The following is a 25,934-nucleotide window of genomic DNA, read 5'->3' as shown; positions in this document are numbered from 1 at the left end:
CGATGCCCGACATCCGTGCGACGGGGAACCGATCAAGGGGCCGAAGCGTATTCATGATGGGGAGAATGGCGGGGGAGACGGGGCCTGGCGGATACTGACTGCTGCGGCAGGACAAGATCCAGTCAATCCTGCTGTGTCTGTCAGTCATTGCGGCCATACTGCTGGCCGGGGGGACGTCCCCCCGACCCGCCGGGGGGCGGGCCGACGTCAGAGACCAAGGGGGAGGTCACGTGACATACCCGCCGACGGTGCGCACCGCGCCCCAATCGGCTCCGACGCATGCGCCCGCGCAGCCCCCGGCCGCACCGCCCGCCCACCGAGGCGTCTGGGCCGTGGGCAAGGAGCGGCTGCGCACGGCCGCGACGACCGAGCCGGGGCGACTGCAGATCATCGGGGCCGTTCTGGCGGTGCTGGTAGTGGCGTTCGGCGCGGTGACAGCGTTCGAGATCTCCGACCGGGCATCCGCGGCCGACGACGTGGTGAGCCGGAGCCAGCCGCTGAGCGCGGACGCCGCGTCCATCTACCGCTCGCTGGCCGACGCCGACACTGCGGCCTCCAGCGGTTTCCTGGCCGGCGCCGAGGAGCCCCGCGCGGCGCGCGAGCGGTACCAGAAGGACATCGCGCTCGCGTCCCGACTGCTGGTCAAGGCCGCGGCGAACACGGACGGTTCGAGCGAGTCGGGCCGCCAGATCGCCGCCCTGAACGAACAGCTCCCCCGCTACACCGGCGTGATCGAGACGGCCCGCGCCTACAACCGGCAGGGCCTGCCACTCGGCGGCGCGTATCTGCGTTTCGCGAACGGGCAGATGACCCGGGATCTGCTGCCGGCCGCCCAGAAGCTGTACGACGCGGAGACGGCCCGGCTCGAACGGGACGACGACCACGCCCGATTCTGGCCGGTCTCCTCGCTCGCCGTGGGCGTGGCCGCGCTGGCCGCTCTGGTGTGGATGCAGCGCCGCAACTACCTGCGCACGAACAGGGTGTTCAACCACGGCCTGCTCGCCGCCACGGCCGCCGCCACCGTCGTACTGCTGTGGCTGGCCGTAGGGCACACGGTGGCCCGCGCCGAGCTGAACGCCGCCGAGGCGCACGGCCAGAAGTCACTCAAAGTGCTCAACGACGCGCGGATCAGCTCCCTGAAGGCGCGGGCGAATGAGAATCTGACGCTCGTCGCGCGGGGCGCGGTGCTCACCGACGACGGCAAGAGCGACAAGTACGAGACGGACTACACCTCGGGCATGAAGAAGCTCGGCGACCGGCTGAGCGAGGCACGCAGCCTCGCCGACGACAAGGAAGGCCTCGGTCCCGTCGAGTCCGCCGTCAAGGGCGTGTCCGAGTGGAAGGTCCGGCACGCCAGCGCCAGTACCACCGACAAGGCCGGTGACTACGAGGGCGCGCTGGCCAAGGTCATCGGGCCCAAGGCGTCCACCGGCCAGTCCTTCGACCAGGTGGACGACGCGCTGGCGACGGCGCTCGCGCACGAGCAGCGGGAGTTCACCCACGCCGCCGAGGACGGGCGCGGCGCGCTGACCGGGCTGCCGGTCGGCGCCGCGTTGCTGGCCGTGCTGGGTGCGGCGGGCGCCGTGCTCGGCATCAACCGCAGGCTTTCGGAGTACCGGTGAGAGGAGGGGCGATGACGGACCTGAAGGCGAGGTTCCGCGGCTGGGGCGGCGTCGCGGGGATGGCCGCTGCCTGTGCGCTGACCGCCGCCGTCACGCTGCTGCCGCTGTCCCACGGCGGTGCGGACGACCTCGGCTCCGGCGCGGACGGCCGGAGCGCCGCATCGGCGACGCCCGCCAAGGACGACGGCTGTACGGAACCGGAACGCTCCCTGTCGCCGTCGGCGGCGAACGGGCCGAACATCGACGCGATCGTGGCGCGGGGCAAGCTGATCGTCGGCGTCGACCAGAACAGCTACCGCTGGGGCTACCGCAATCCGGCCACCGGCGGTCTCGAAGGCTTCGACATCGATCTCGCCCGGGCCATCGCCCAGGACATCCTCGGCGAGCCGGACGCCGTCATCTTCCGCGCCATCCCGACCAACCAGCGCATACCCGCGCTGAACAACGGCACGGTGGACATCGTCGTCCGCACGATGACGATCAACTGCGCCCGGATCAAGCAGGTCGCCTTCTCCACCGCGTACTTCCAGGCGGGCCAGCAGGTCCTCGCCTCCGAGGGCTCGTCCATCACCGGATACGACAAGTCCCTCGCCGGGAAAAAGGTCTGCACGGCGGAGGGATCGACGGCGTACGACGCGCTGGAGAAGAACTCCTTCGGCGCCACGTTCAAGGACAAGCACGACGGGCAGCCGGGAGACGAGGACGTGCTCACCGTGTCCAACCAGCTGGACTGCCTTGTGCGGCTCCAGTTGGGCCTCGTCGATGCGATCGTGACGGACAACGCCCTCGCGGCCGGCCAGGCGGCGCAGGACCCGGCGGTCGAGCTCAAGGGCGGCAAGCCCTTCACCACCGAGTACTACGGCGTGGCCACCAAGCTCGGCAAGACCGACCTGGTGCGCCGGGTGAACAAGGTGCTCGACGAGTACCGCAAGGGCGCCTGGACGAAGGCGTACAACAAATGGCTGGTGGCCGATCTCCCCGGGATAACCGGGCCGCCGGCGCCGAAGTACAGCGCCGGCTGAGTACGAACGACTAGTCCTGGCAGGAAGAGCAGAGAGGTGATCGATGGGCGTCGCGGGACCCCCAGGGCCGGTCATGGACCGGGACGAGGTGGACCGTGCGCTGGCGCGGCTCGGCGCGGAGCACGAGGCGGTCGAAACCTCGCTCCTCGCCCTGCAGGACCACGCGGGCCGCAGGCTCCTCGAAGGCGCCGAGCTGACGGGCGTCACCAAGGACCGCTGGGCCTCCGCCGAGCAGGCGATCAGCCTGCTGTGGGGGTACTTCGACGCGTACACCGCCGCCCTGAACGACACCCGTGAGCTGCGCGCCAGGCGCCGCTGGCCGAACCGCGAGGACCTGGTGGAGCTGACCGACCGGCTGCGCGGCCGCAGCGTCACGATCGCCAGCTCGGCCACCCACACCTCGCCCTCGATCACCGGACCCGCCAAGCTCTCCGAGCAGTTCACGCTCGAAGAGCTCGTCGCCCGGATGAATGAGCTGTACGCGAGCTCGCTGGACATGGTGGTGACGGCCGACTCGGTGTGGTCGGCGCTGCCCGCCCGGATAGGTCTGCTCTCCGCCGAGCTGCAGCGCACCCGCTCGCTCGCGCACTCCGTCGGCGTACGGCCCGGGGAGCACCCGGCCGGCGACGAACTGGAGTCGATCACCCATGAACTGTCCACGCTGCGCGCCCAGGTGATCTCCGACCCGCTCGCCTTCTGGCGGCCCGCACTCGGCAGTTCGGCGCCGGGCGGCGGGCGCCCCGACACCGACCGCTACGACCGTGCGGCGCGCGCCCTCGAAGACATCCGCCGGGAGATCGAGGCGGTGCTCCGGGTCCGGCAGGACTCCGAGGAGCGGCTGATCCGGCTGCGCGACGTGCTGTCGCGCGCCGACCGCACGCTGACCGAGGCGCGGTCCGCGCGCGGCGAGGTGCTGGCGAAGATCGCCGCCTCCGAGGTGCCCGCGGTCAGCGGCCCGTCGACCGCGCTGCAGGAGCGGCTCGCCACCGCCGCCGAGTACCGCAGGCATTCTCAGTGGCACCGGCTCTCGCCGCTGCTCGAGTCCCTGGAGCGCGAGGCGGAGGACGAACTGCTGCGCGCCCGTGAGTCTTTGACGGCCGTCACCGCCCCGCTCGCGGTCCGCGCCGAGCTGCGCGGCCGTCTCGACGCGTACAAGGCGAAAGTGGCCAGGCACGGGATGGCGGAGGATCCGCTGCTGATCGAGCGGTACGACGCGGCCCGCCGGATGCTGTGGAGCGCGCCGTGCGATCTGCGCGTCGCCGAGCAGGCGGTGCTGCGTTATCAGCACGCCGCCGCCGAAGTCCTCGTCCCGGGACAGCCGGGACCGTCCGGGCCCAATGACCGCAGGGGGGATTCATGAGCGAGAACAAGAACTGCCAGCGCCCCGGCTGTGAGGGCTCGTACGAGGACATGGGCAGTGGTGAGCTGTACTGCGACACCTGCGGCCTCGCGCCCGTCGTCACCTCCAACGGGATGGTGTCATCGCCGCCCACCGGCATTACGGGCGGCGGCCGGGACTCGGGCTCGGGGCGTGGCAGTTCGCGCTCGTCGCGGGCCTCGTCGCGCTCGTCGACGTCGCGCCGTTCCGTGTCCGGGCGGCTTTCGCGCTCGCTGAGCGGGAGCAGCACCTCGTCCCGGTCGGTCTCGGTGCGCAGCTCCGGCAGCTCCACGGGTGCGTCGGGCCGCAACCGGCTCGGCGCGGGCCTGGTATCGGTGCCGGACGTGCCGCGTCCCGATCCGCGTACCGCGGTGATGGAGCACCCCGAGGTCCCCGAGCGCAAGCGGTTCTGCTCGCGCTCCGACTGCGGGGCCCCGGTGGGGCGTTCGCGCGGGGAGCGTCCCGGGCGTACAGAAGGGTTCTGCACCAAGTGCGGCCATCCGTACTCCTTCGTGCCCAAGCTCGCCGGCGGGGACATCGTGCACGGGCAGTACGAAGTGGTGGGCTGCCTCGCCCACGGCGGCCTTGGCTGGGTCTATCTGGCGGTGGACCGCGCGGTCTCCGACCGGTGGGTGGTGCTCAAGGGTCTGCTGGACACGGGCGACCAGGACGCGATGGCCGCGGCGATATCGGAGCGCCGCTTCCTCGCGGAGATCGAGCACTCCAACATCGTCCGGATCTACAACTTCGTGGAGCATCTCGACCAGCGCACCGGCTCGCTCGACGGCTACATCGTCATGGAGTACGTCGGTGGCAAGTCGCTGAAGGAGATCGCCAACGAACGGCGCGACCCGGGGGGCAAGCGCGATCCGCTGCCGGTCGAGCAGGCGTGTGCGTACGGCATCGAGGCCCTGGAGGCGCTCGGGCATCTGCACAGCAGGAACCTGCTGTACTGCGACTTCAAGGTCGACAATGCCATCCAGCAGCAGGACCAGCTCAAGCTCATCGACATGGGCGCGGTCCGCAGGATGGACGACGACGAGTCCGCGATCTACGGCACGGTCGGGTACCAGGCCCCGGAGGTCGGAGAGGTCGGCCCGTCGGTGGCCTCCGACCTGTACACCGTCGCGCGCACGCTGGCCGTGCTGACCTTCGACTTCCAGGGCTACACGAATGTCTTCGTGGACTCCCTGCCGGACCCGGAGAACATCCAGGTCTTCCAGACCTACGAGTCCTTCTACCGGCTGCTGGTACGGGCGACGGACCCGGATCCGGCGCGGCGGTTCGCCTCGGCGCAGGAGATGGCGGAGCAGCTGACGGGGGTGCTCAGAGAGGTCGTCGCGATCCAGACGGGCCGCCCGCGGCCCGCGCTGTCCACGCTGTTCGGACCTGAACTGCGGGTCACGGACACGCAGTTGTTCGCGGAACTGACGGGGGACGTCTCGCAGCTGGGCGGGCGTACGTCGGCGCGCGCTGGCCGCGGCCGCGGCAAGCGCTCCGCGGCGGTAAACGGTTCGGCGGCGAACAGCTCGGCCACGGTGGGTGGCGGTCCGACGGTTGGCGGCGGCCCGGCCGCTGCGCACCCCTGGGGCGCCGGGACGCTGCCCGGCGGAGCCGGGAACGCCGGCGGCATGCCGGCGGCGGGTTCCGGTCCGGGCCAACTGGGCGCCTCCGGCTCCGGATACCCCGGCGGCGGAGCGGCCAGTGCCTATGCCGCCGCACCGATCCCCGCGCCGCGCCCGGCCCCACTCACCTCCGCCCCCGCGAACCTCTCCCTCGCCCCGCAACTCGCCGTACTCGACTCCAGGGCGACCTCGCTGGCCCTGCCCGTGCCGCACGTCGACCCGGACGACCCCAACGCGGGATTCCTCGCCGGCCTGATGGCCTCCGCGCCCGCCGAGCTCATCGCCGCGCTGCACTCCGCGTCCGCGGCGTCCCCGGAGACCCGGCTGCGCGAGCTGCGCGCCCGGCTCGAGATGGGTGAACTGGACTCCGCGACCCGGGCTCTGGCCACGCTGGAGAGCCAGCACCCCGACGACTGGCGGGTCGTCTGGTACCGCGGTCTCACCTCGCTGGTGACCGGGGACAACGAGGTCGCCGCCCTCTCCTTCGACGCGATCTACGACGCGTTCCCCGGCGAGGCCGCGCCCAAGCTGGCGCTCGGCGTCTGCGCCGAGGTGCTGGGCCAGCTGGACAATGCCGCGGAGTACTACCGCCTGGTGTGGACGACCGACCCGAGCTATGTCAGCGCCGCGTTCGGCCTGGCCCGGGTGCAGCTCGCGGCGGGCGACCGGCCCGGAGCCGTACGGACTCTGGAGTCGGTGCCGGAGGCGTCGATCCACTACACGGCCGCCCGGGTCGCTGCCGTACGGGCGAGGCTGCGGCGACGCGCCGCGCACGAACCGCTTGTCGGCGACCTTTCGGCCGCCGCCGCGCAGGTGGACGCCCTGAAGGACTTCGGTCTGGACGCGGTGCGCCGCGCGCAGTTGTCCACAGAAGTGCTCGGCACGGCCCTCGACTGGGTACTCTCCGGTAGTCCCGGAGCCCCGCCGTCCGGACAGAGCGTGCTGCTCGGCAGCGAACTGGACGAGCGCGGCCTGCGCTTCGGGCTGGAACGCTCCTACCGGGTGCTCGCCCGGCTCGCCCAGCGCGGCGAGGAGCGGATAGACCTGGTGGAGCGGGCGAACCGCTTCCGCCCCAGGACGTGGGTGTGATTGATGGGCTCGCAGATGCACCAGTCGGCCGCCGGGGCGACATGCCCGAGCTGCACCGAGCCGCTGGAAACGGGTGACCTTTTCTGCGGTGCGTGCGGATACGACCTTTCCGTCGTGCCGGCGCCGCCGGACGACCACCCGACCATCGCCATGGGCACGCCGGTGGAGTGGCCGACGGCCACCGGGACGGACAGCTCGGGCGTGCCCGCGTCGGCGCATCTGCCCGGAGATCTGCCGGGCACGGACTCGGGCGGCGGCCCGCTGCCTGCCTCGGCCGTGCGCTACGACGACCCGCCCGGCGCACCGAACGCCTCGCCGGGCGCCTCGCCGAACGCCTCTCCCGCGGCGCCGCCCAACCCCTCCTCCAGCGGCGACTTCGAGCTGCCCGCCCCCGAGGCAGGCGCCGCCGACCCGCGCGCCGCGGGCCCGGTCGCCACCACCGCGTCCGGCAGCAAGGTCTGTGTGGCCTGTCGCGCCGGCCATGTCGACACCGACGGCTACTGCGAGAACTGCGGCCACGCCCAGCCCCGTGAGCGCGACCACATGGAGCAGGAGCTCGGCTCGGTCGCGGCCGTCAGCGACCGCGGGCTGCGCCACCACCGTAACGAGGACTCGTTCGCGGTGTCGTCCACGGCCCTGCCCGACGGCTCGCCCGCCGTCGTCGCGATCGTCTGTGACGGGGTGTCGTCGGCGACCCGCCCCGACGAGGCCTCCGAGGCTGCCGCGAGCGCCGCCAATGAGCTGCTGCTCGAGTCGCTGCCGCGCGGCACCCACCCCCAGCAGGCCATGCACGAGGCGATCGTCGCAGCCTCCGAGGCGGTCAACTCCCTTGCCAGGGAGCCCGGTCAGGGCGAGGCGATGGAGCACGACCCGCACCACCACCAGAACGCCCCGGCCTGCACGATCGTCGGCGCCGTGACGGCCGGCGGCCTGCTCGTCGTCGGCTGGGTCGGCGACAGCCGCGCCTACTGGGTACCGGACGACCGCAGCGGCGCGCCCGCCCGGCTCACCGAGGACGACTCCTGGGCGGCCCAGATGGTGGCGGCCGGCCTGATGAGCGAGGCGGAGGCGTACGCCGACGAGCGCGCTCACGCCATCACGGGCTGGCTCGGGGCCGATGCGTACGAACTGGAGCCGCACACGGCATCGTTCAAGCCGGACCGTTCCGGCGTGGTCGTGGTCTGCACGGACGGCCTGTGGAACTACGCGGAGGGCGCCGAGGACATGGCCCGGGCGATCCCGGGCGATGCGGCGGGCCGTCCGCTGCACAGCGCGCAGGTTCTGGTCGGCCACGCACTCGACGGCGGGGGCCACGACAACGTAACAGTGGCCGTCCTGCCGTTCGCCGTGCCGCACCAAGGGGCAGGATCGGCCTACAACAGGGCTTGAGCCCCCTTATGTCCGCCGAGTTGCCGCATGTCGCCGCTTGTCACCGCCTGTTGCGCCTACGCACTCTTTCGTCAGTTCACTGCCTATCCCTGCCCATCTCCGCCCATCTCTGCCCAAGTGGAGCCTCAAGGAGCCGATCAGATGGCCAATTTCTCCAAGTCACAGGTGCCGCAGTTCTCCGTCGAGGTGTACCAGAACGAATATCTGCCGGAGGGCGGCCGCGAGGTGAACGCGATCGTCACCGTCACCTCCACCGGAGGCGGCACGAGCGGCAGAGCTCCGCTCGCCGGCGCTTCGCGCTCCCCTGCGTACATACCTGGGCAGGCGCCGAGCGCCGCCGTGGTGATCATGGTCGACTGCTCCGGCTCGATGGACTATCCACCGACCAAGATGCGCAACGCCCGTGACGCCACGGCCGCCGCCATCGACACCCTGCGCGACGGCGTCGCCTTCGCGGTCGTCGCGGGCACGCATGTGGCGAACGAGGTCTATCCGGGCGGCGGCCGGCTCGCGGTCGCCGATTCGCGGACCCGCGGCCAGGCCAAGGAGGCACTGCGGCGGCTCACCGCGGGCGGCGGCACCGCGATCGGTACCTGGCTCCGCCTCGCCGACCGGCTGTTCGCAACCACCGACGTAGGCATCAGGCACGGCATCCTGCTCACCGACGGCCGTAACGAGCACGAGTCGCCCGAGGACCTGCGGGCCTCCCTCGAAGTCGGCGCGGGCCGCTTCACCTGCGACGCCCGCGGCGTCGGCACCGACTGGGAGGTCAAGGAGGTCACCGGCATCGCCTCCGCCCTGCTCGGCACGGCGGACATCGTCGCCAACCCGGCCGAGCTGGCCGCGGACTTCACCAGCATGATGGAGAACGCGATGGGCAAGGAGGTCGCGGACGTGGCGTTGCGGCTGTGGACGCCCGTCGGCGTGGAGATCAAGTTCATCAAGCAAGTGGCGCCGACGGTGGAGGAGTTGACGGGACGGCGTACGGAAGCGGGCCCGCGGGCCGGTGACTACCCGACCGGCTCCTGGGGCGACGAGTCCCGCGACTACCACGTGTGCGTGCAGGTCCCGGAGGCCGGGATCGGCCAGGAGATGCTGGCGGCACGGGTCTCGCTGATCATTCCGGCCGCGGACGGCGGGGCTCCGCAGGTGCTGTCGCAGGGTCTCGTACGGGCGGTGTGGACGGACGACATGGTTGCGTCCACCTCGATCAACCCTCAGGTCGCGCACTACACAGGCCAGGCCGAACTGGCACAGGTCATCCAACAGGGGCTTGATGCCCGCAAGTCGGGCGATTATGACGGCGCGACAGCGAAGTTGGGCCGTGCGGTGCAGCTCGCGGCGGATTCCGGGAACGAGGACACGGCGAAACTGCTTTCGAAGGTGGTGGACGTCGTCGATGCCGCGACAGGTACTGTGCGACTGAAGGCGAAGGTCGCGGAGGCCGATGAGATGACTCTCGAAACTCGGTCCACCAAGACGGTTCGTGTGAAGAAGTAGTCGGCACCAACGCCGGCGCAAACGCCGACAGAACGCTGACAACGCCGCCGGAAACGCCGCCGGAAACACCGCAGTGAAACGGCCCTCGGGCCGGACGAGGAGAGGGGGAAGCGCCGACATGCCGACCTGCCCGAACGGACACCAGTCGGGTTCCGACGACTGGTGCGAGGTCTGCGGCCACCGCATGGCCGGTCCTGGCGCTCCCGCGGGTGCCGTTCCGCCGCCGCCTCCCCCACCGTCGGCCTATGGCTACCCGGGCCCCGGCGATCCGAACGCCACCGCCCAGGCCGAGCTCTGCCCGCAGTGCCGCACCCCCCGCGAGGCCATGGCCCCGTTCTGCGAGGAGTGCCGGTACAACTTCCTCACGCACACGGCGACCTCGTACACCCCGGTGGCCCCGCCCCAGCAGCAGTCGGCCGGGCTGAACCTCCCGCCGGGCTTCCAGTCGCATCCTGCGCCCGCGCCCGCGCCGCCTCCTGTCCCGCAGCAGCACGATCCCTACGACTACCAAGCTTCGCGGCCCTCGCAGATGAACCGGCCGGCCGAGCCGCTGACGAACGACCCGTCGCAGCAGCCGCCGCAGGCGTTCCAGCAGGGGCCGCCGCCCCCGCCGTCCTTCCAGCAGCCGCAGCCGAGCCCGCACAGCCCGCCCCCGCCGTCCTTCCAGCAGCAGTCGGCGCCGCCCATGCCGCCGCAGCCGCAGCAGACGGGCGGCGGGGACGACTGGATGCTGCCCCCGCCCTCGCAGGCGCCGCAGCAGCCGCAGGCACCTCAGGCGCCACAGCAGCCCCAGGCGCCGCAGGCGTTCCAGTCACCGCAGGCGTTCCAGCAGCAGATGCCACAGCAGTACGCCCAGCAACCGGGTCCGCAGCCGGGGCAGCATGGGCAGCCGGGTCAGCCCCAGGGGCAGCCGGGTCCGCAGCAGCCGCCCCAGTACCAGACCCAGGCGCCGGCTCAGGCCCCGGCCCCGGCCCCGGCCCCGGCCCCGGCCCCGGCGGGCTGGACGGCGGTCATCGCGCCCGACCGCGAGTACTTCCTCGCGATGATGCAGCGCAGCGGCCCTGACGCCGGTGGCCTCAACCTGCCCGCGTACTCCCCCGAGCAGCACCTCCCGCTCGCCGGCAACCAGATCACGATCGGCCGCCGCCGGCACTCCACCGGCGAGTCCCCCGACATCGACCTGTCCGTCCCGCCCGAGGACCCGGGCGTCTCGCACCAGCACGCGGTGCTGGTCCAGCAGCCCGACGGCTCCTGGGCCGTCGTCGACCAGAACTCCACCAACGGCACCACGCTCAACGGTGCCGAGGATCCGATCCAGCCCTATGTACCGATCCCGCTGAACGACGGCGACCGGGTCCACGTCGGCGCCTGGACGACCATCAGCATCCGCCGCGGCTAGCCCCGCACGTACGGCTGTCAGCTGAAAGTCGGCCGGTAGAGCCGGTAGAACAGTCAGCCGGCCGGCCGCCCGAGCGGCCAGGCGTACGGCCCCTCGGGGTCGTCCAGCCATGCCCACTGGTGGTGCCCGCTGACCGTGACCCCGAATCGGTCCCGCTGCGGGCGCCGCTCCCGCTCCCACAGCGAGAGCGCCTCGTGCGGATCGAGGCTGCCCGCGGTCAGTGTCAGCAGGAAACGGAAGAGTTCGTTCTCGGCCGCGCGCCTCGGCAGCCCTCCGGTGCGCCCCTCCGGTGCGTGCCCGCCGCCGCGCAGCGGCACGAAGTAGGCGGACGTCCGCAGGAAGTTTCCCTCCGCGGTCCGGCCGCGGCTGCCGTCGCTTACCCGTAGCGCGATCAGCCCGGTGAAGAGCGGGGCCAGGATCCGCGCGCCCGGCCGGCACTGCGGCAGCCAGTCGAACGGCACGGACGCCAGCGTGCAGGTCGCGATGATGCGGTCGAAGGGCGCGCGCTCCGGGCAGCCGCGCGCCCCGTCACCGGTGATCACAGCCGGGTGGTAGCCGGCCGCCGCCAGGTGCGTACGCGCGGACTCGGTGATCTCCGGGTCCACGTCGACGGTCGTCACCAGGTCGTCGCCGAGCCGGTGCGCGAGCAGCGCCGCGTTGTAGCCGGTGCCCGCGCCGATCTCGAGGACGCTGTGCCCGTCCTGTATCCCCAGCTCCTCGAGCATCCTGGCCATCAGCGAGGGCTGGCTGCTGGAGGAGATCAGTTCGCCGTCGCGCACCCGGGTGGCGAGCGGCCCGTCCTTGTAGGCACCCCGCAGCCACTGGCTGCGCCGCACGGGATCGGGGTCCTCGCGCCACAGACGCTCGTACGTGCCGCCCCGGACGACGAAGTAGTACGGCACGAACAGATGCCGAGGCACCTCCTCGAACGCCGCCCGCCAGGCGGGATCGCTCAGCCCGCCCTCGGCCACGATCGCCCGCACCAGCGACTGCCGCGCCTCGGCGGCCGGCTCGGCATACTCCAGGTCCGCACCCATGCGTCTACTGTCCCGCCGCGCCCCGCCCGAGGCGAGCACCCGAACGTGGGTGGTCCTAGGACCTGAGTCCTCGGCCGGTGCGTCTGAGACGATGGTGGGGTGAAAGAGATTCCGCGCGGCACGCTTCAGGAGCAGACCTTCTACGAACAGGTCGGCGGCGAGGAAACCTTCCGGCGCCTCGTACACCGCTTCTACCAGGGCGTCGCCGAGGATCCGCTGCTGCGGCCGATGTACCCGGATGAGGACCTGGGTCCGGCCGAGGAACGGCTCACGCTGTTCCTGATCCAGTACTGGGGCGGGCCCCGCACCTACAGCGACAACCGCGGCCACCCGCGGCTGCGGATGCGGCACGCGCCGTTCACCGTCGACCAGGCCGCGCACGACGCCTGGCTGAAGCACATGCGTACCGCCGTCGACGAGCTGGGCCTTCCCGAGGAGCACGAGCGGACGCTCTGGAAGTACCTCACGTACGCCGCGGCCTCGATGCTGAACACCGGGGACTGACAGCACCGGAACCGAGGCCCGGACCGATAGGTCTGCCCGGGGTCTGTCCGGCATGATCGGCCTGATCGGCCGGGCAGGATCCTAGGCGATCTGCTCGGTCACCCACGCGTGGAACGCGCCGATGTGGTGCTCGCTGGGCACCAGCACCCCGCCCGCCCGGTAGGCGCGCGAGTCCATCGCCGGCTGAGTGCGTTCGCAGGCGTCGAAGTCCTGCACATTGACCCGGTGGAACAGTTCCACGGAGCGTGAGACGTCCGCCCCGGCCTCGACGACCTCGGGCGCGTACAGCCAGTCGCACTCGACGACCGTACGGTCATGGCTCATCGGGAACATCCGGTGCACGATCACATGGTCGGGGACGAGGTTGATGAAGACCTGCGGCTTGACGGTCACCGCGTAGTAGCGCCGGTCCTGGTCCTCGGCGAGCCCGGGCAGCCGGTCGAAGCCCGCGCCGCCGTCGACGGTGAAGCCCTGCGCGCCCTCGGCGAAGGCCGCGCCGTGGCCGACGTAGTACTGGGCCGCGTAGCCGCGTGCGAACTCCGGGAGCACGTAGGTCAGTTCGGGGTGGATCGTGGCGCAGTGGTAGCACTCCATGAAGTTCTCGACGATCAGCTTCCAGTTGGCCTTGACGTCGTAGCTGACGCGCTTGCCCAGGGCGAGTCCTTCGGTGCGGTAGCGCTCGACCGCGGCGGTGTCGCCGAGCCGCTCGACGGCCGCGCCCATGACCGTCGCCTCGAAGGACGGCGGTTCGTCGGCCAGGCACACCCAGGCGTAGCCGAGCCACTCGCGCAGTGCGACGGTGCGCAGACCGTACGCGGTGCGGTCGATGTCCGGCATCTTCGCCAGGTTGGGCGCGGCGACGAGCGCGCCGTCCAGGTCGTAGCTCCAGGCGTGGTACGGGCAGCGCAGCGTACGCCTCACCTCACCCGCCTCCTCGGTGCACAGCCGCGCCCCGCGGTGCCGGCAGACATTGAGGAAGGCCCGCAGCTCGCCGGAGCGGTTGCGGGTGATCACGACGTTCTCCCGGCCCACCTGGACCGTGCGGTACGCGCCGGGTCCGGACAGATCCCCGGAGCGCACCGCGCAGAACCAGAGCGACTCGAAGATCCTCTCCTGCTCCCGGGCGAAGATCCCCGGATCGGTGTAGTGGTGCCCGGGCAGGGTGGTGATCAGGCTCGACGGGAGCGCCGGAGCCGGCAGGGGCGGCGGCGTCGTCGAAAGCGGCGTGGTCGTCATGGCGGCCTCCATCAGGCGGGCGCGATCGCGATGCGACCGGGGTCGAAGAGCTCGATGGGGTGGTGCGTGGTGCCGTCCAGCGCCAGGTCGGCGAGGATCTCGCCGACCACGGGCACGAACTTGAAGCCGTGCCCGGAGAATCCGCAGGCCACGGTGACGGCGCCGGCGTGTGCCGGATGCCGGGCGATGACGAAGTGCTCGTCGGGGGTGGTGGAGTACATGCAGGTGGCGGCCTTGATGAAGGTGCCGGGGAGGGTCGGGACGCACCGCTCCAACTGCTCGGCCATGGCGCGTACTTCATGGTCGTGCACGGTGCGGTCGATGGTTTCCGGTGTGCAGACGGTTCCCTTGCGGAAGAAGGCCACCTTGGCGCCGCCGTCGGGTCCGTCGATGGCGGGGAAGCCGTAGATCTGGACGCCCGCCGCGTCCTCCCAGATGTAGATGGGGTGCCGCTCGGGCACATACGGTCCGGTGCCGCCCGCGGGCTGGAACCAGTACATGATCTGCCGCTCGATGGTGAACGGCACATTGAGATCGGTCAGCAGCTGCGGAGCCCACGCGCCGGGGCAGATGACGAGTTGGCCGGCGGTGTAGGTGTTCTCGGCGGTGTGGACGCGGACCCCGTCGCGGTACGGCTCCCAGCGCGTCACCGGCTCCTCGAAGTGCAGGTCCGCGCCGTGCCGGGTGGCGAGCTGGAGGTGGGCGGCGACGGTGGTCTCGGGCCGCAGCAGCCCGGCCCGCGCCTCGTAGAGTGCTACTTCGTCGTCGGCGGGGGTGAGGGTCGGGTAGCGGCGGCGCAGCTCCTTCGCGTCGAGCATCTCGTGCGGCAGACCCCACTGCTCGGCGGAGCGCAGCGACCCGGAGACGGTGCGGGACTGTGGCCGCCCGACCATCACCCCGCCGCACAGTGTGGCGACATCGCGCCCAGTCTCCCGCTCCAGCTGCTCGTACAGCTCGTAGGCGCGCAGCAGCAGCGGTACGTAGGCGGGGTCCTCGAAGTACGACTGGCGGGTGATGCGCGAACCGCCGTGGCTGGAGCCGCGATTGTGCACCGGGCCGAACTTCTCCAGACCCAGCACACGCACGCCGCGGGCGGCGAGATGGGCTGCGGCCGCACTGCCCATGCCGCCGAGGCCGAGGACGATCACGTCGTATGCGGGTGCCATGTGCATCCCTTCTGCGGGGTACGTCTCTACTTGCGGATGCGGGTCATCCCGGGGTCGAACAGGGGCTCTTCGGCGACGGTGGCGGCGACCTTCTCGCCGAAGTACTCGACATGGACGGCGCTCCCGCTCGGAAGCGTCGGCAGCCAGGCGTACGCGATGCAGCGGCCGATCGTGTAGCCGTAGCCGGCGCTGGTGACATAGCCGGCCGGGACGCCGTCGACATGGACCGGCTCCCTGCCGAGGACGACTGCGGCCGGGTCGTCGAGCGTGAGACAGGTGAGGCGGCGGTGCGCGCGCTCGGGATCGAGTCCGTCGCGTTCGGGATCGAGTGCGTCACGCCCGGCCTCGAGTGCGTCGCGCCCGGTGAAGTCCCCCTTGTCCAGCCGTACAGCGAAGCCGAGCCCGGCCTCGTACGGACTGTCCTCCGCGGTCATGTCCTGGCCCCAGGCCCGGTAACCCTTCTCCAGGCGCAGCGAGTTGAAGGCGCTGCGGCCCGCCGCGATCACCCCGAGCGGCTGTCCGGCCGCCCAGAGCGTGTCCCAGAGCCTGAGCCCCAAGTCGGCGGTGGTGTACAGCTCCCAGCCGAGCTCGCCTACATAGCTGAGGCGCAGCGCGGTGACGGGGACATGACCGATATAGGTCTGGCGGGCCTTGAAGTAGCCGAAGGCACGGTGGGAGAAGTCGTCACGGGTCAGCGGCTGGACGAGCTCGCGGGCAAGCGGTCCCCAGACTCCGATGCAGCAGGTGCCGGAGGTGATGTCGCGTATCTGCACGGCGGCGGGGGCGTGCCGCAGCAGCCAGTCGAGGTCGGCCGGCGAGTTGGCGCCGACCTGGAATCGCTCGTCGCCGAGCCTGGCGACGGTCAGATCGGACCGTACGCCGCCCGACTCGTCGAGGAGCAGGGTGTACGTCACCGAACCGACCGGTTTCGCAAGCTGGTTGGTGGTCATCCGCTGAAGGAAGTCGAGGGCGCCGGGGCCGGTGACTTCGAGCCGCCTGAGCGGGGTCATGTCGTAGAGCGCGACCTTCTCGCGGGTGGCTTTGGCCTCGGCGGCGGCGATCGGCGACCAGTAGCGCGCGGACCAGTCGTCGCGGGTCAAAGTCCCTTCCACGAGAGAGGAGTTGGCCTCGTACCAGTGGGGCCGCTCCCAGCCCCCGCCCTCCAGGAAGTACGCGCCGAGCTGCTGCTGCCGCCCGTAGAAAGGGCTGGTGCGCAGCGGTCGCGGCTGCTCAAGCGGCTGGAGGGGGTGGATGACGTCGTACACCTCGACGAAGTTCCGCGCGCTGCGCTCGGCGACGTACGCGGGTGAGCGCTGCGCCTCCTCGAAGCGGGCGATGTCGCACTCGTGGATGTCGGTGGCCGGGCGGCCGTCGGTCATCCACTCGGCGACGGCTTTGGCGACGCCGGCGGAGTGGGTGACCCAGACGGCCTCGGCGAGCCAGAAGCCGCGCAGTTCACGGGATTCGCCGAGGACCGGCATGCCGTCCGGGGTGAAGGAGAAGACGCCGTTGAAGCCCTCGGCGATCTCGCTCCTGGCGAGAGCGGGGAGGAGTTCGGTCGCGTCGTCCCAGCTGGGCGCGAAGTCGTCGGGGGTGAAGGCGAGGGAGGAGGGCATGACGGGCGCGTCCTCGTACGCGGGGACGGTGAGCGGGTCGACGGGCATGGGCCGGTGCGCGTACGACCCGATGCCGATGCGGTCGCCGTGCTGCCGGAAGTACAGATCGCGGTCCTGGTGCCGCAGGATCGGCAGTGCGTCGGGCAGCTGCCGCACGGCGCCGGTTCTGGCGTACTGATGGGCGAGCGGCAGCAGCGGTACGTCGACCCCGGCCATCGCCCCGATCACCGGCCCCCAGAACCCCGCCGCCGACACGACGCGCTCGGCGGGGAAGCTCCCCCGGTCGGTGACGACGGCGGTGACCCGCCCGCAGTCGCGCTCGATTCCGGTGACGGTGTGCCGGTCCAGGAACCGGGCGCCGCGAGCCTCGGCGCGCTCCATCTGGACCCGCGCGGCATCCACGGCCCGGGCGAGCCCGTCATCCGGCGTATGGAGCCCGCCAAGGATCTTCGCCTCGTCGAGCAGTGGCCACAGCTCCATGCACCGGCCGGGGTTGAGCACCTCGGCCCGCACACCCCAGGAGGCGGCGAGTCCGGCCTTGCGGTGCAGATCCGCCAACCGGGCGCGGGTGGTGGCGACTTCGAGCCCACCGACCGCGTCGAAAGCGCCGAGGGCAGTGAACTTCTCGACGGTGTAGGCGGCGAAGGAGGTCATCGTCCGGGACGGATTGGTCTGGAAGACGAGCCCGGGCGCATGCGACGTGGAGCCGCCGGGCGCGGGCAGGGGCCCTTGTTCCAGCACGGTGACGTCGGTCCAGCCGCGTGCGGTGAGCTCATCGGCCAGGGAGCATCCGACGATGCCGGCTCCGATGATGACAACGGGTGTGGGGACGGGTGCGGCGACGGATGCGCCGACGGGTGTACGGGCCATGCCTCAACCCCCAGCTGTTGCGCTGTGCACGATGGGTTGCGCGATGAGAGACATAGTGGGAACGGCGGACGGTCACCGTCAAGGGCCCAGAGGCAACGCACGGTGTGTTTCCCGACCTGTAACACGGCGGGCGTCGGGAAAGGGTGCGTGGCCCCCTGCCGGAAACAAGCCACGGCGGGCGGTGGCGCCGGGGTGCCGCCGAGGGCGGGGCGGTGGGGCCGGGCGCGGAGGGCGCCGGGGGCCCGGGGGCAAGGGACCGGGGCGTCCGGGCTCAGCTCGCCCGGCGGGCAAAGGCAAGGCGCGCTCAGGCGGTCCGGCGCAGGCGCGCTCCCGCGGAGGCGTGTGCGCCGCCCCGCTCAGCCCCCGTACCCCATGCGGCGCGAGAGCTCCTCCGCCACCGCCATCGTCCGCTTGGCCAGTTTCGGCAGCAGCTCCTCGCCCAGGCGGTACGCCGGGCCCGACGCGCTCAGCGCCCCGATCACCGCCCCGTCGTGCGCGTACACCGGTGCCGCCACCGCGTTCAGGCCGATCTCCAGTTCCTCCACCGCGACCGCATAACCCTGCTCGGCCGCCAACGTGAGCTGGGTGCCCAGCTCCGTGGGAGAGGTGACCGTACGCTCCGTGAACCGTTCGAGCTCGCCGCCCAGCACCTGGTCCTTGGCCGTCACAGGGGCGTGTGCGAGCAGGATCTTGCCGCTGGACGTGGCGTGCAGCGGGGTGCGGCGGCCCAGCCAGTTGTACGTCGTCACCGACGCCACCCCCCGCGCCTGGGCCACGTTGACCGCGGCATCGTCGTCGAGAATCGCGATGTTGACGGTTTCGCCGGCCTCGTCGGCAAGCTCGCGGCAGAGCGGCGTGCCCTCCTGCGAGATGTCGAGCCGCACGGCCGCCGCGCCCGCGAGCCGCAGCATTCCGGCCCCCAGGCAGTACTTTCCGCGGTCCTTGGCCTGGGTGACGAGACCCCGGTTCTCCAACACCCCGAGCAGCCGGAACGCGGTCGATTTGTGCACGCCCAGCTCGTCGGCGATCTCCGTGACGCCTGCCTCGCCGTGCCGCGCGAGGCTCTCGAGCACGCTCACGGCGCGGTCCACCGACTGCACGGCACTGGACTTGTCCGTCATCCGTCGTACCCCCGTATTGCTTTACGCACTGCGCGTTTCCTCGCGATCCGCGTTGCACGTTTCCGCGTTGCGCATCGCGCTACACGATGCACCATGTGCCGCGCATGCCCATTCGGCCGAGGGTTAACCGGGTCAGCCGGACCTGGTGGGGGTGACGCTCAGTCCGCCCAGGCCGCCCGTGCGTACGGCGATCGACCCAAAGGGCGTACGCAGTCTGAGCCATGCGCCCGTGGACAGCAGTGCGACCGGGACTCCGGGCCGCAGAAAACCGAGCGACTGAGCGGCGTGCACGGCGCGCAGCGGCAGCCCGGTTCCGCCGACCGTGCGCGACCAGATCTCGCGCCCGATGCGGTCCCGCTCGGCGCGCGTACGCCGCTCGGCGGGCAACTGCTCGTCACGGGTACGGAATTCAGCCACGGCCGCGGCCACCGCGCCCCGCATCGCGGTCACTTCGGGTAGCCCGGGCAGTTCCCGCCAGCCGCCGCGGGGCGGCAGCAGGCCGGCCCAGGGCGGCCCGGTGACTGCGGCGGGCACGGTGAACTCCGCCCCGCCCGCGCCGCCGAGGGACTCCAACAGCTCACCGGCCGAGACGGTGACATCCAGCTCGACCCGGTCACCGAGCCGTGCCGTACGGATCGCTAGCACCTCGAAGGAGGGCGGACGTCCGAAAACGCCGAGCGCGCCACCGCCGGCCTGAAGCCGGACGGCGGCGGCGCGGTCGTAGTGGATGAGCCGGGCGAGGAAGGCGGCGAGATCTTCCGCCTCCCCCGCGTCGGCGAAGTGCAGACTCCGCACAGGCACGCTCATGCCGCGAGAGCACTCTCGTCGGCATTGGCAGCATTGGCGGCGTTGTTGGCGTCGTCGAGGTAGTTCTGGAGGAAGGACTTCTCCTCCGCGCTGATCCGGCGCGGACGCTCCGCACTCAGGTCGTACGGCACGACGATGGTCGAGGCCTTCACATACACCTGCGAGGGCCCTTCCGCGTCCTTGACCTCGTACGCGATGGTCAGCGACGCCGCGCCTATCTTCGTCACCCACGACTCGATGATCACCGGCTCGTGCCGGTGGACCAGTGGGCGCTTGTAGTCGATCTCGTGCCGGGCCACGACGGACCCGCCGGCGAACGACGGGGAACCGTCCCCCGGCGCCAGCCGGAACATGAAGTCAATGCGCGCCTCTTCCAGATACCGCAGGAAGACGACGTTGTTGACGTGCCCGAAGGCGTCCATGTCCGACCAGCGAAGGGGGCAGCGGTAGATGTGCCGGGCCATGTGTGAACCTCAGCCCCGGGTCAGCTTCTTGTACGTGGCACGGTGCGGACGGGCGGCGTCCGGGCCGAGCCGCTCGACCTTGTTCTTCTCGTACGAGTCGAAGTTGCCCTCGAACCAGAACCACTTGGAGTCGCCCTCGTACGCCAGGATGTGCGTGGCGACGCGGTCGAGGAACCAGCGGTCGTGGGAGACGACCACGGCCGCGCCGGGGAACTCGAGCAGTGCGTTCTCCAGGGAGGAGAGCGTCTCGACGTCGAGGTCGTTGGTGGGCTCGTCGAGGAGCAGCAGGTTGCCGCCCTGCTTCAGGGTGAGCGCCAGGTTGAGGCGGTTGCGCTCACCGCCGGACAGCACACCGGCCGGCTTCTGCTGGTCCGGGCCCTTGAAGCCGAACGCCGAGACATAGGCGCGGGACGGCATCTCGACCTGGCCGACATTGATGTAGTCGAGCTCGTCGGAGACGACGGCCCACAGGGACTTCTTGGGGTCGATGTTGGCGCGGTTCTGGTCGACGTAGCTGATCTTGACCGTATCGCCGACCTTGATCACACCGGAGTCGGGCTCTTCCAGTCCCTGGATCATCTTGAACAGCGTGGTCTTGCCCGCACCGTTCGGGCCGATGACGCCGACGATGCCGTTGCGCGGCAGCGTGAAGCTCAGGTCGTCGATGAGGACCTTGTCGCCGAAGGCCTTCGAAAGCTTCTCGACCTCGACGACGACACTGCCGAGCCGCGGGCCCGGCGGGATCTGGATCTCCTCGAAGTCCAGCTTCCGCATCTTGTCGGCCTCGGCCGCCATCTCCTCGTAACGGGCCAGACGGGCCTTGGACTTGGCCTGTCGCCCCTTCGCGTTGGAGCGGACCCACTCGAGCTCTTCCTTCAGACGCTTCTGGCGCTTGGCGTCCTTGGCACCCTCGACCTTGAGACGCGAGGACTTGTTCTCCAGGTAGGTGGAGTAGTTGCCCTCGTAGGGGTGGGCGCGGCCGCGGTCGAGCTCCAGGATCCACTCAGCGACGTTGTCGAGGAAGTACCGGTCGTGGGTGATGGCGACGACGGTGCCGGAGTACTTGGCGAGGTGCGCCTCCAGCCACTGCACGGACTCGGCGTCCAGGTGGTTGGTGGGCTCGTCGAGGAGCAGCAGGTCGGGGGCTTCGAGCAGCAGCTTGCACAGGGCGACGCGGCGCTTCTCGCCACCGGAGAGGGTGGTGACGGCCCAGTCGCCGGGCGGGCAGCCGAGCGCGTCCATGGCCTGCTCGAGCTGAGCGTCCAGGTCCCAGGCGTTGGAGTGGTCGAGATCCTCCTGGAGCTTGCCCATCTCTTCCATCAGGGCGTCGGTGTACTCGGTCGCCATCTGCTCGGCGATCTCGTTGAACCGGTCGAGCTTGCCCTTGACCTCGGCGACGCCGAGCTGGACGTTCTCCAGCACGGTCTTCGACTCGTCCAGCGGCGGCTCCTGCAGCAGGATGCCGACGGTGTAGCCGGGCGAGAGGAACGCGTCACCGTTGGAGGGCTGCTCCAGACCGGCCATGATCTTGAGCACGGTGGACTTACCGGCGCCGTTGGGGCCGACCACACCGATCTTCGCACCGGGCAGGAAGCTCAGCGTCACGTCATCGAGGATGACCTTGTCGCCGTGCGCCTTGCGCGTCTTGCGCATCGTGTAGATGTACTCAGCCAAGAGAAACCGTCCGGCAAGAAGTGGGTGGGCAGATACACCCCATCTTGCCTGACGTCCACCCCGGGATGGAAACCAGTACCGGCTGCCGCTCCGATCCGGGCTGCGGCCGGTCCGCACGCCGACTCATGCGGTCGACGTCGGTCGCTGTTGGTCGCCGTTCGGTAGCCATTTGGTAGCCGGTGGCGAGGCTTCGAGGGCCCACAGACGGCCCCGCTCGGGATGGTGTTCAGCCGACCGGTGCGCCGGCGCTCACCTGCGCGGCTCGCCGGCTCGCGCCCTGCCGGCTGCTGCGACGCCCGATCACAGACCGCAGACGGCCCCGGCGCGCGCTTCGCACCGGGGCCGTCGTCAGCGCAGTGTCACGCCGCACTTACACGTGGTCACTACTCTGCGGCCGTCGCCCGCTTCCTGCGGAGGAAGAAGACCGCGCCGCCGCCGATCGCGACGAGCGCGATCGCGACGCCCGCGATCATCGGGGTGGCGTTGGAGCTGCCCGTCTCGGCGAGGTCGCCGCCCCCGGAACCGGAGGACGTGCCGCCGGCCGAGGCCGGGCTGGGCTGGGACGACGGGGTGTCCGTGCCCGGGCTCGGGGTGCCGGTGGTCTTGCAGTCCAGCACACCCTTGAAGTTCTTCTTGAAGCCGTCGGGTCCGGTGATGGTGAAGTCGTACGCCTCGTCCTCGGCGACCGGAACGGTGACCGTCCTGGACTCCCCGGCCGGGATCGTGTGCTTCACGCCCACCAGCTCGAAGGTGAACGGCGCGTCGCCCTTGTTCTCCGCGGTGATGTCCACGCCGCCCTTGGCGCAGTTCTTCTCCGCCGAGAGCGCCGGTATCGCGCCCGCCTTGGCCCAGGTGGCCGTCGCGTTCGCGGTGACCGTGGACTCGCTGGAACCGGCCAGGATCTGGGTCTGGCTCTTAGTCACTCCGGCGAACGCCCGGCCCACCGGCACCGAGGTCGTCGCCTGCGTGGTCAGCGTCGCCGAACCGTCCGCGGCACCGGCCGGGACGTCGAAGAACAGCTGAGTGCCGTCGACGGCGGAGGTGACGGGCTTGCCGGCCGCGTCAGTCAGCTTGATCCCGCTGGCGGCCGCCTCGGCCGGCGGGGTCACGGAGACCTGCCCGGCGTCCGTGCGGACCGTCACGGGACCGAGCCGCCCACCGGCCTTGCCGGAGACCGCGTTCGGCTCCAGGCTGAGCGAGGCCTTCGGCTCCGCGAGGTTCTCGGCCTTCGACTCCAGCCAGTCCGCGAGCTTCTCCGCCGCGGGGTCGAGCGCCTCGACCTCTGCCTTGTCCGAGTAGCGCCAGATGGCGACCTGAGTGCCGGCCGCCGCGGTGCGCTCGGAGAGCGGGCCGCTGCCCGCGTCCTTGGCCAGCGCGCCCAGATCGTCGACCTGGGGGTAGGAGTGCTGCAGGATCCAGCGGATCTTGCCCGCGTTCTCGTTGCCGCCCAGCGACGTCTGGCTCCAGGGGGTCTCCAGGTACTTCGCCTGGTCCTGGGTCGGGTTGTGGATGTCGATGCAGTAGGTCTTCAGCTGACCGCCGCCGTCGACGGTCATCTCGAAGACGCCGGCGGGGATTTCGCGAGTCTTGCCGTCCGTGCGGAGCACGGCGCGGTCAAAGGTCTTCAGCCCATCGAGAGTGGCGGCCGCGCCACCCTGGTGCTGGACATCGTCGTCGGCGGCTGCCGCACCCGCGCCGGCTATGGAGCCGGTCGCGAGGAGGCCCGACATCAAGGCCGCGGCCGTAAGACGACGAGCAGCGCCCCGCCTGCGTACAACTGACGCAGAGAACAAAGCAAACACAGAATTCCCCTCCGAGCGAGGCCCTTTATTCGCGCGTGAGCACCGTGTTCACGTCGGATCACGTGTGGGTGTGACGCGTGGGGGGAGTGCCTCGCCTGTTGACTCAAGTGCCCCGTGAGTATGCGGAAATCCTAGGGACGCAGCGCACCCCAGTCCCCCGTCATACCGTCCTACAACCATTCCGACTCGGAATCGTTATCGACGCTCGTCCGGACACGACCGTATCTCCGTTCCTGAATCGACAAATCCACCTAACTCCCGCTCAAGCCACGGATGTCGGCGTCCCCTGCGCCTCCTCGGCCGTGGGACGGTGCGTCAGATTCGGTTCCGCCTTCACCACTCGCCGGAATGCCGCGGTCCCGCGAGTCAGATCGTGACCCACCGCCACCGCGTCGATCTCGACGGACGTCCTGCGCTGCCCGTCCCGCTCCTCCTCGCGTACCTTCAACCGCCCATGGACGAGAAGAGGTTCACCGACGGAGACCGACCCGGCCAGATTTATGGCGAGGGACCGCCAGGCGAAGACCGTGTAAAAGCTGGTGTGGCCGTCCGTCCAGATTCCGTTCTGCCGGTCGTACCGCCTCGGTGTCACCGCGAATCGGAATCGAGCCATCCCTCCCGCAGCCGATTCCCGGTACTCCACATTCGTGGCGACATTGCCCACCACCGTCACCATCGTGTCGTTCACAACGGCCACCTCCCCGTCCGGTTACACGGCCCGGTCTGCCCTGACCGATCTCCATGCTGGACCGCACGGGAAGATCCCGCCGACGCCTGTGGACCACCGCCCCGTTGTGGATAACCCCGTCAGCCCAGAAGCCGGACCGTCCCGCCCCCGCCACTCCCCGATCCGCCCCCGGCCCGGCCGGCCCCCGCCTTCCCCGACACGGTCGCGTACTGCTCCCGCACCTCCCGGTAGCGCATGAGCTCCCCCGCGATGGGGTCGAGCACCTTCGCCCGACCGCACCCGGCCGCCGCCTCATGAAGCCGCCGCTGCGCGTCCTGCCCGTACCGCCGCGCCGGCCCCCGTACAGCCGCCGCGCACGCCCATTCCACCAGCGGCCCGCCAACGATCCCGGCGAGCATCACCATCACGGGCGGCAGCAGCCCCGGCGTCAGTACACCGATGATCTGGCCCACCAGCCACAGTCCCCCGTAGACCTGAAGCAGCGTCATAGCCGCCTGCGCCAGCACCGCGGCAGGCCACCACGCGGGCCGCAGTGGCCGCTCCTTCGTCGCCGCCGCCTCGCGCTCGGCCAGCTCGTCCAGCGCCTCCGGCAGCCCTTCGGCCCCGCGCACCGCCGCCTCGCGCACCGCCTGCGCCCACGGCGCGGGCAGTCCGGCGGCCGCCTCGTCCGCGACCGTACGCACCGCCTGCTCGACCCGCTGGCGAGCCGTGAGCTCGTCCTCCACCGGCGCCCCGGGCTCCGGCAGCCCGCTCCCCGGCATACGCGTGCGCTCGTACCACCGCCACAACCGCAGCCATGGCGTCCCGCACGCCCGGCTGGCGTTCCTCCGCCACACGCGCTCCGCCGCCTCACCCGCCGCACTGGCGCCGATCGCCTCCGCCAGCCGGGCCCCGAAGTCCTCGCGCGAGCGTTCATCGAGGCCGGTGCGGCCGTCGGCGAAGTACACCGAACGAAGCTTCGCCGCAGCCGCGTCGACATCCGCGGACAGCCGGCGCGCGGCGGCACTGCGGTCCTGCACGAACTTCCCGATCAGGTCGCGCAGTTCGCCCACGCCCTCCCCGGTCAGCGCGGAGAGCGCGAGCACAGTGGCGCCCGGCTCGCCGTGTTCGCCCACGGCCATGCCGTCCTCGTCGAGGAGCCGGCGCAGATCGTCGAGCACCTGGTCGGCCGTATCGCCGGGCAGTCGGTCGATCTGGTTGAGCACCACGAACGTGATCTCCGCATGCCCGGCGAGCGGCCGCAGATACCGCTCGTGCAGGGCGGCGTCCGCGTACTTCTCCGGATCGACGACCCAGATCACCGCGTCCACCAGTGCCACCACCCGGTCCACCTGCTCCCGGTGTCTGAGCAGGGCCGAGTCATGGTCGGGCAGATCGACCAGCACCAGCCCGTACAGCTCCTCGTCGCCGCCCGCCAGGGGCCTGCGCCGTAGCCGTGGCGGAATGGCGAGCCGGTCCAGCAGTCCGGCCGCGCCCTCCGACCAGGTGCAGGCGATCGGCGCGGCGGTGGTGGGTCTGCGGAGCCCGGTCTCCGAGATCGGCACTTCGGCGAGGGCGTTGAAGAGGGTCGACTTCCCGCTCCCCGTCGCGCCCGCGATGGCTACGACGGTGTGCCGCGAGGAGAGCCGCTGCCGGGCCGCGGCCTCGTCGAGGACGCGCCCCGCCTCGGCGAGGGTCTGCCCGTCCAGCCGGGTCCGCGAGAGGCCGATCAGTTCGCGCAGGGCGTCGAGCCGTACCCGCAGCGGCCCGACGTACGGCCCGCCGATCGGCACATGCACCTCGCCCCACGGGTCGTCCTCGCCGTCCGTCCCGTCCTCCACCTCGCCGTCCTCGCCGCCCGCGCGCCGGGCGATCAGCCCGTCGTCCCAGCGGCCGGCGGCCTCGTTCTCGTCGTCAGCGCGTTCGTCCGTGATGGCGGTCACCGC

The 25,934-nt window shown here is 71.1% G+C and carries 19 protein-coding genes; 8 read left to right on the top strand and 11 right to left on the bottom strand.

Annotation, left to right across the window (positions count from 1 at the left end):
- The first annotated feature begins 230 nt into the window (after positions 1-230).
- The 7 genes from J7E87_RS00670 (at position 231) to J7E87_RS00640 (ending at position 11,024) form a co-directional block, all read left to right on the top strand.
- Entirely contained in the window at positions 231-1,622 is a 1,392-nt protein-coding gene (locus J7E87_RS00670; RefSeq protein ID WP_374195109.1) for a hypothetical protein, read from the top strand.
- Positions 1,623-1,633: 11 nt separating this feature from the next.
- Positions 1,634-2,644: a glutamate ABC transporter substrate-binding protein gene (locus J7E87_RS00665; RefSeq protein WP_215088927.1), complete on the top strand. Its 1,011-nt coding sequence runs from the start codon at positions 1,634-1,636 to the stop codon at positions 2,642-2,644.
- Between the two features lie 73 nt (positions 2,645-2,717).
- Entirely contained in the window at positions 2,718-4,004 is a 1,287-nt protein-coding gene (locus J7E87_RS00660; protein WP_215088926.1) for a hypothetical protein, read from the top strand.
- Entirely contained in the window at positions 4,001-6,736 is a 2,736-nt protein-coding gene (locus J7E87_RS00655) for a serine/threonine-protein kinase (protein ID WP_215088925.1), read from the top strand. Before J7E87_RS00660 ends, J7E87_RS00655 begins: the two co-directional genes overlap by 4 nt.
- 3 nt (positions 6,737-6,739) lie before the next feature.
- Positions 6,740-8,125 carry a PP2C family serine/threonine-protein phosphatase gene (locus tag J7E87_RS00650; RefSeq protein WP_215088924.1) on the top strand — a complete coding sequence of 462 codons (1,386 nt, stop codon included), beginning with the start codon at positions 6,740-6,742 and terminating at the stop codon, positions 8,123-8,125.
- Between the two features lie 141 nt (positions 8,126-8,266).
- Entirely contained in the window at positions 8,267-9,625 is a 1,359-nt protein-coding gene (locus J7E87_RS00645; protein WP_215088923.1) for a VWA domain-containing protein, read from the top strand.
- A 118-nt stretch (positions 9,626-9,743) separates the two neighbouring features.
- Complete coding sequence (locus J7E87_RS00640; protein WP_215088922.1) at positions 9,744-11,024, top strand: FHA domain-containing protein; 1,281 nt, start codon at positions 9,744-9,746, stop codon at positions 11,022-11,024.
- A 53-nt stretch (positions 11,025-11,077) separates the two neighbouring features.
- Here the strand turns inward: J7E87_RS00640 and J7E87_RS00635 are convergent, their stop codons facing one another.
- A complete protein-coding gene (locus J7E87_RS00635) occupies positions 11,078-12,061 on the bottom strand; it encodes a methyltransferase domain-containing protein (RefSeq protein ID WP_215088921.1) in 984 nt (327 codons plus the stop codon).
- A 99-nt stretch (positions 12,062-12,160) separates the two neighbouring features.
- Here J7E87_RS00635 and J7E87_RS00630 point away from each other — a divergent pair, with 99 nt between their 5' ends.
- Positions 12,161-12,565, top strand: coding sequence for a globin (locus J7E87_RS00630; protein WP_215088920.1), 405 nt, complete (start codon positions 12,161-12,163; stop codon positions 12,563-12,565).
- Positions 12,566-12,646: 81 nt separating this feature from the next.
- Here J7E87_RS00630 and J7E87_RS00625 read toward each other — a convergent pair whose 3' ends face one another.
- From J7E87_RS00625 to J7E87_RS00580, 10 genes are all read right to left on the bottom strand, one after another.
- Positions 12,647-13,801, bottom strand: a complete 1,155-nt coding sequence (locus tag J7E87_RS00625) for an aromatic ring-hydroxylating dioxygenase subunit alpha (protein ID WP_215088919.1) — start codon at positions 13,799-13,801, stop codon at positions 12,647-12,649.
- A gap of 11 nt (positions 13,802-13,812) precedes the next feature.
- Positions 13,813-14,967 (bottom strand): N-methyl-L-tryptophan oxidase, encoded by a 1,155-nt coding sequence (gene solA / locus J7E87_RS00620; RefSeq protein ID WP_215088918.1) that lies wholly within the window; start codon positions 14,965-14,967, stop codon positions 13,813-13,815.
- 26 nt (positions 14,968-14,993) lie between these two features.
- Complete coding sequence (locus J7E87_RS00615; protein ID WP_215088917.1) at positions 14,994-17,453, bottom strand: FAD-dependent oxidoreductase; 2,460 nt, start codon at positions 17,451-17,453, stop codon at positions 14,994-14,996.
- A 356-nt stretch (positions 17,454-17,809) separates the two neighbouring features.
- Positions 17,810-18,574, bottom strand: a complete 765-nt coding sequence (locus tag J7E87_RS00610) for an IclR family transcriptional regulator (RefSeq protein ID WP_215088916.1) — start codon at positions 18,572-18,574, stop codon at positions 17,810-17,812.
- Positions 18,575-18,706: 132 nt separating this feature from the next.
- Positions 18,707-19,381, bottom strand: coding sequence for a hypothetical protein (locus tag J7E87_RS00605; protein WP_215088915.1), 675 nt, complete (start codon positions 19,379-19,381; stop codon positions 18,707-18,709).
- Positions 19,378-19,845 (bottom strand): thioesterase family protein, encoded by a 468-nt coding sequence (locus J7E87_RS00600; protein WP_215088914.1) that lies wholly within the window; start codon positions 19,843-19,845, stop codon positions 19,378-19,380. The genes J7E87_RS00605 and J7E87_RS00600 overlap by 4 nt, the downstream gene beginning before the upstream one ends.
- 9 nt (positions 19,846-19,854) lie before the next feature.
- Complete coding sequence (ettA, locus tag J7E87_RS00595) at positions 19,855-21,519, bottom strand: energy-dependent translational throttle protein EttA (protein WP_215088913.1); 1,665 nt, start codon at positions 21,517-21,519, stop codon at positions 19,855-19,857.
- Between the two features lie 383 nt (positions 21,520-21,902).
- A complete protein-coding gene (locus tag J7E87_RS00590) occupies positions 21,903-23,249 on the bottom strand; it encodes an LAETG motif-containing sortase-dependent surface protein (RefSeq protein WP_215088912.1) in 1,347 nt (448 codons plus the stop codon).
- Between the two features lie 334 nt (positions 23,250-23,583).
- On the bottom strand, positions 23,584-24,009 hold the full coding sequence (locus tag J7E87_RS00585; RefSeq protein ID WP_215088911.1) for a single-stranded DNA-binding protein: 426 nt from the start codon (positions 24,007-24,009) through the stop codon (positions 23,584-23,586).
- A gap of 119 nt (positions 24,010-24,128) precedes the next feature.
- Complete coding sequence (locus tag J7E87_RS00580; RefSeq protein ID WP_215088910.1) at positions 24,129-25,931, bottom strand: YfjP family GTPase; 1,803 nt, start codon at positions 25,929-25,931, stop codon at positions 24,129-24,131.
- Positions 25,932-25,934: the final 3 nt, after the last annotated feature.

The sequence above is a fragment of the Streptomyces sp. ISL-1 genome, assembly GCF_018614585.1.
Taxonomy (GTDB): Bacteria; Actinomycetota; Actinomycetes; order Streptomycetales; family Streptomycetaceae; genus Streptomyces; species Streptomyces maoxianensis.
The sequence above is the reverse complement of the archived record's forward strand: the minus strand, read 5'-3'. Positions and strand labels throughout refer to the sequence as shown.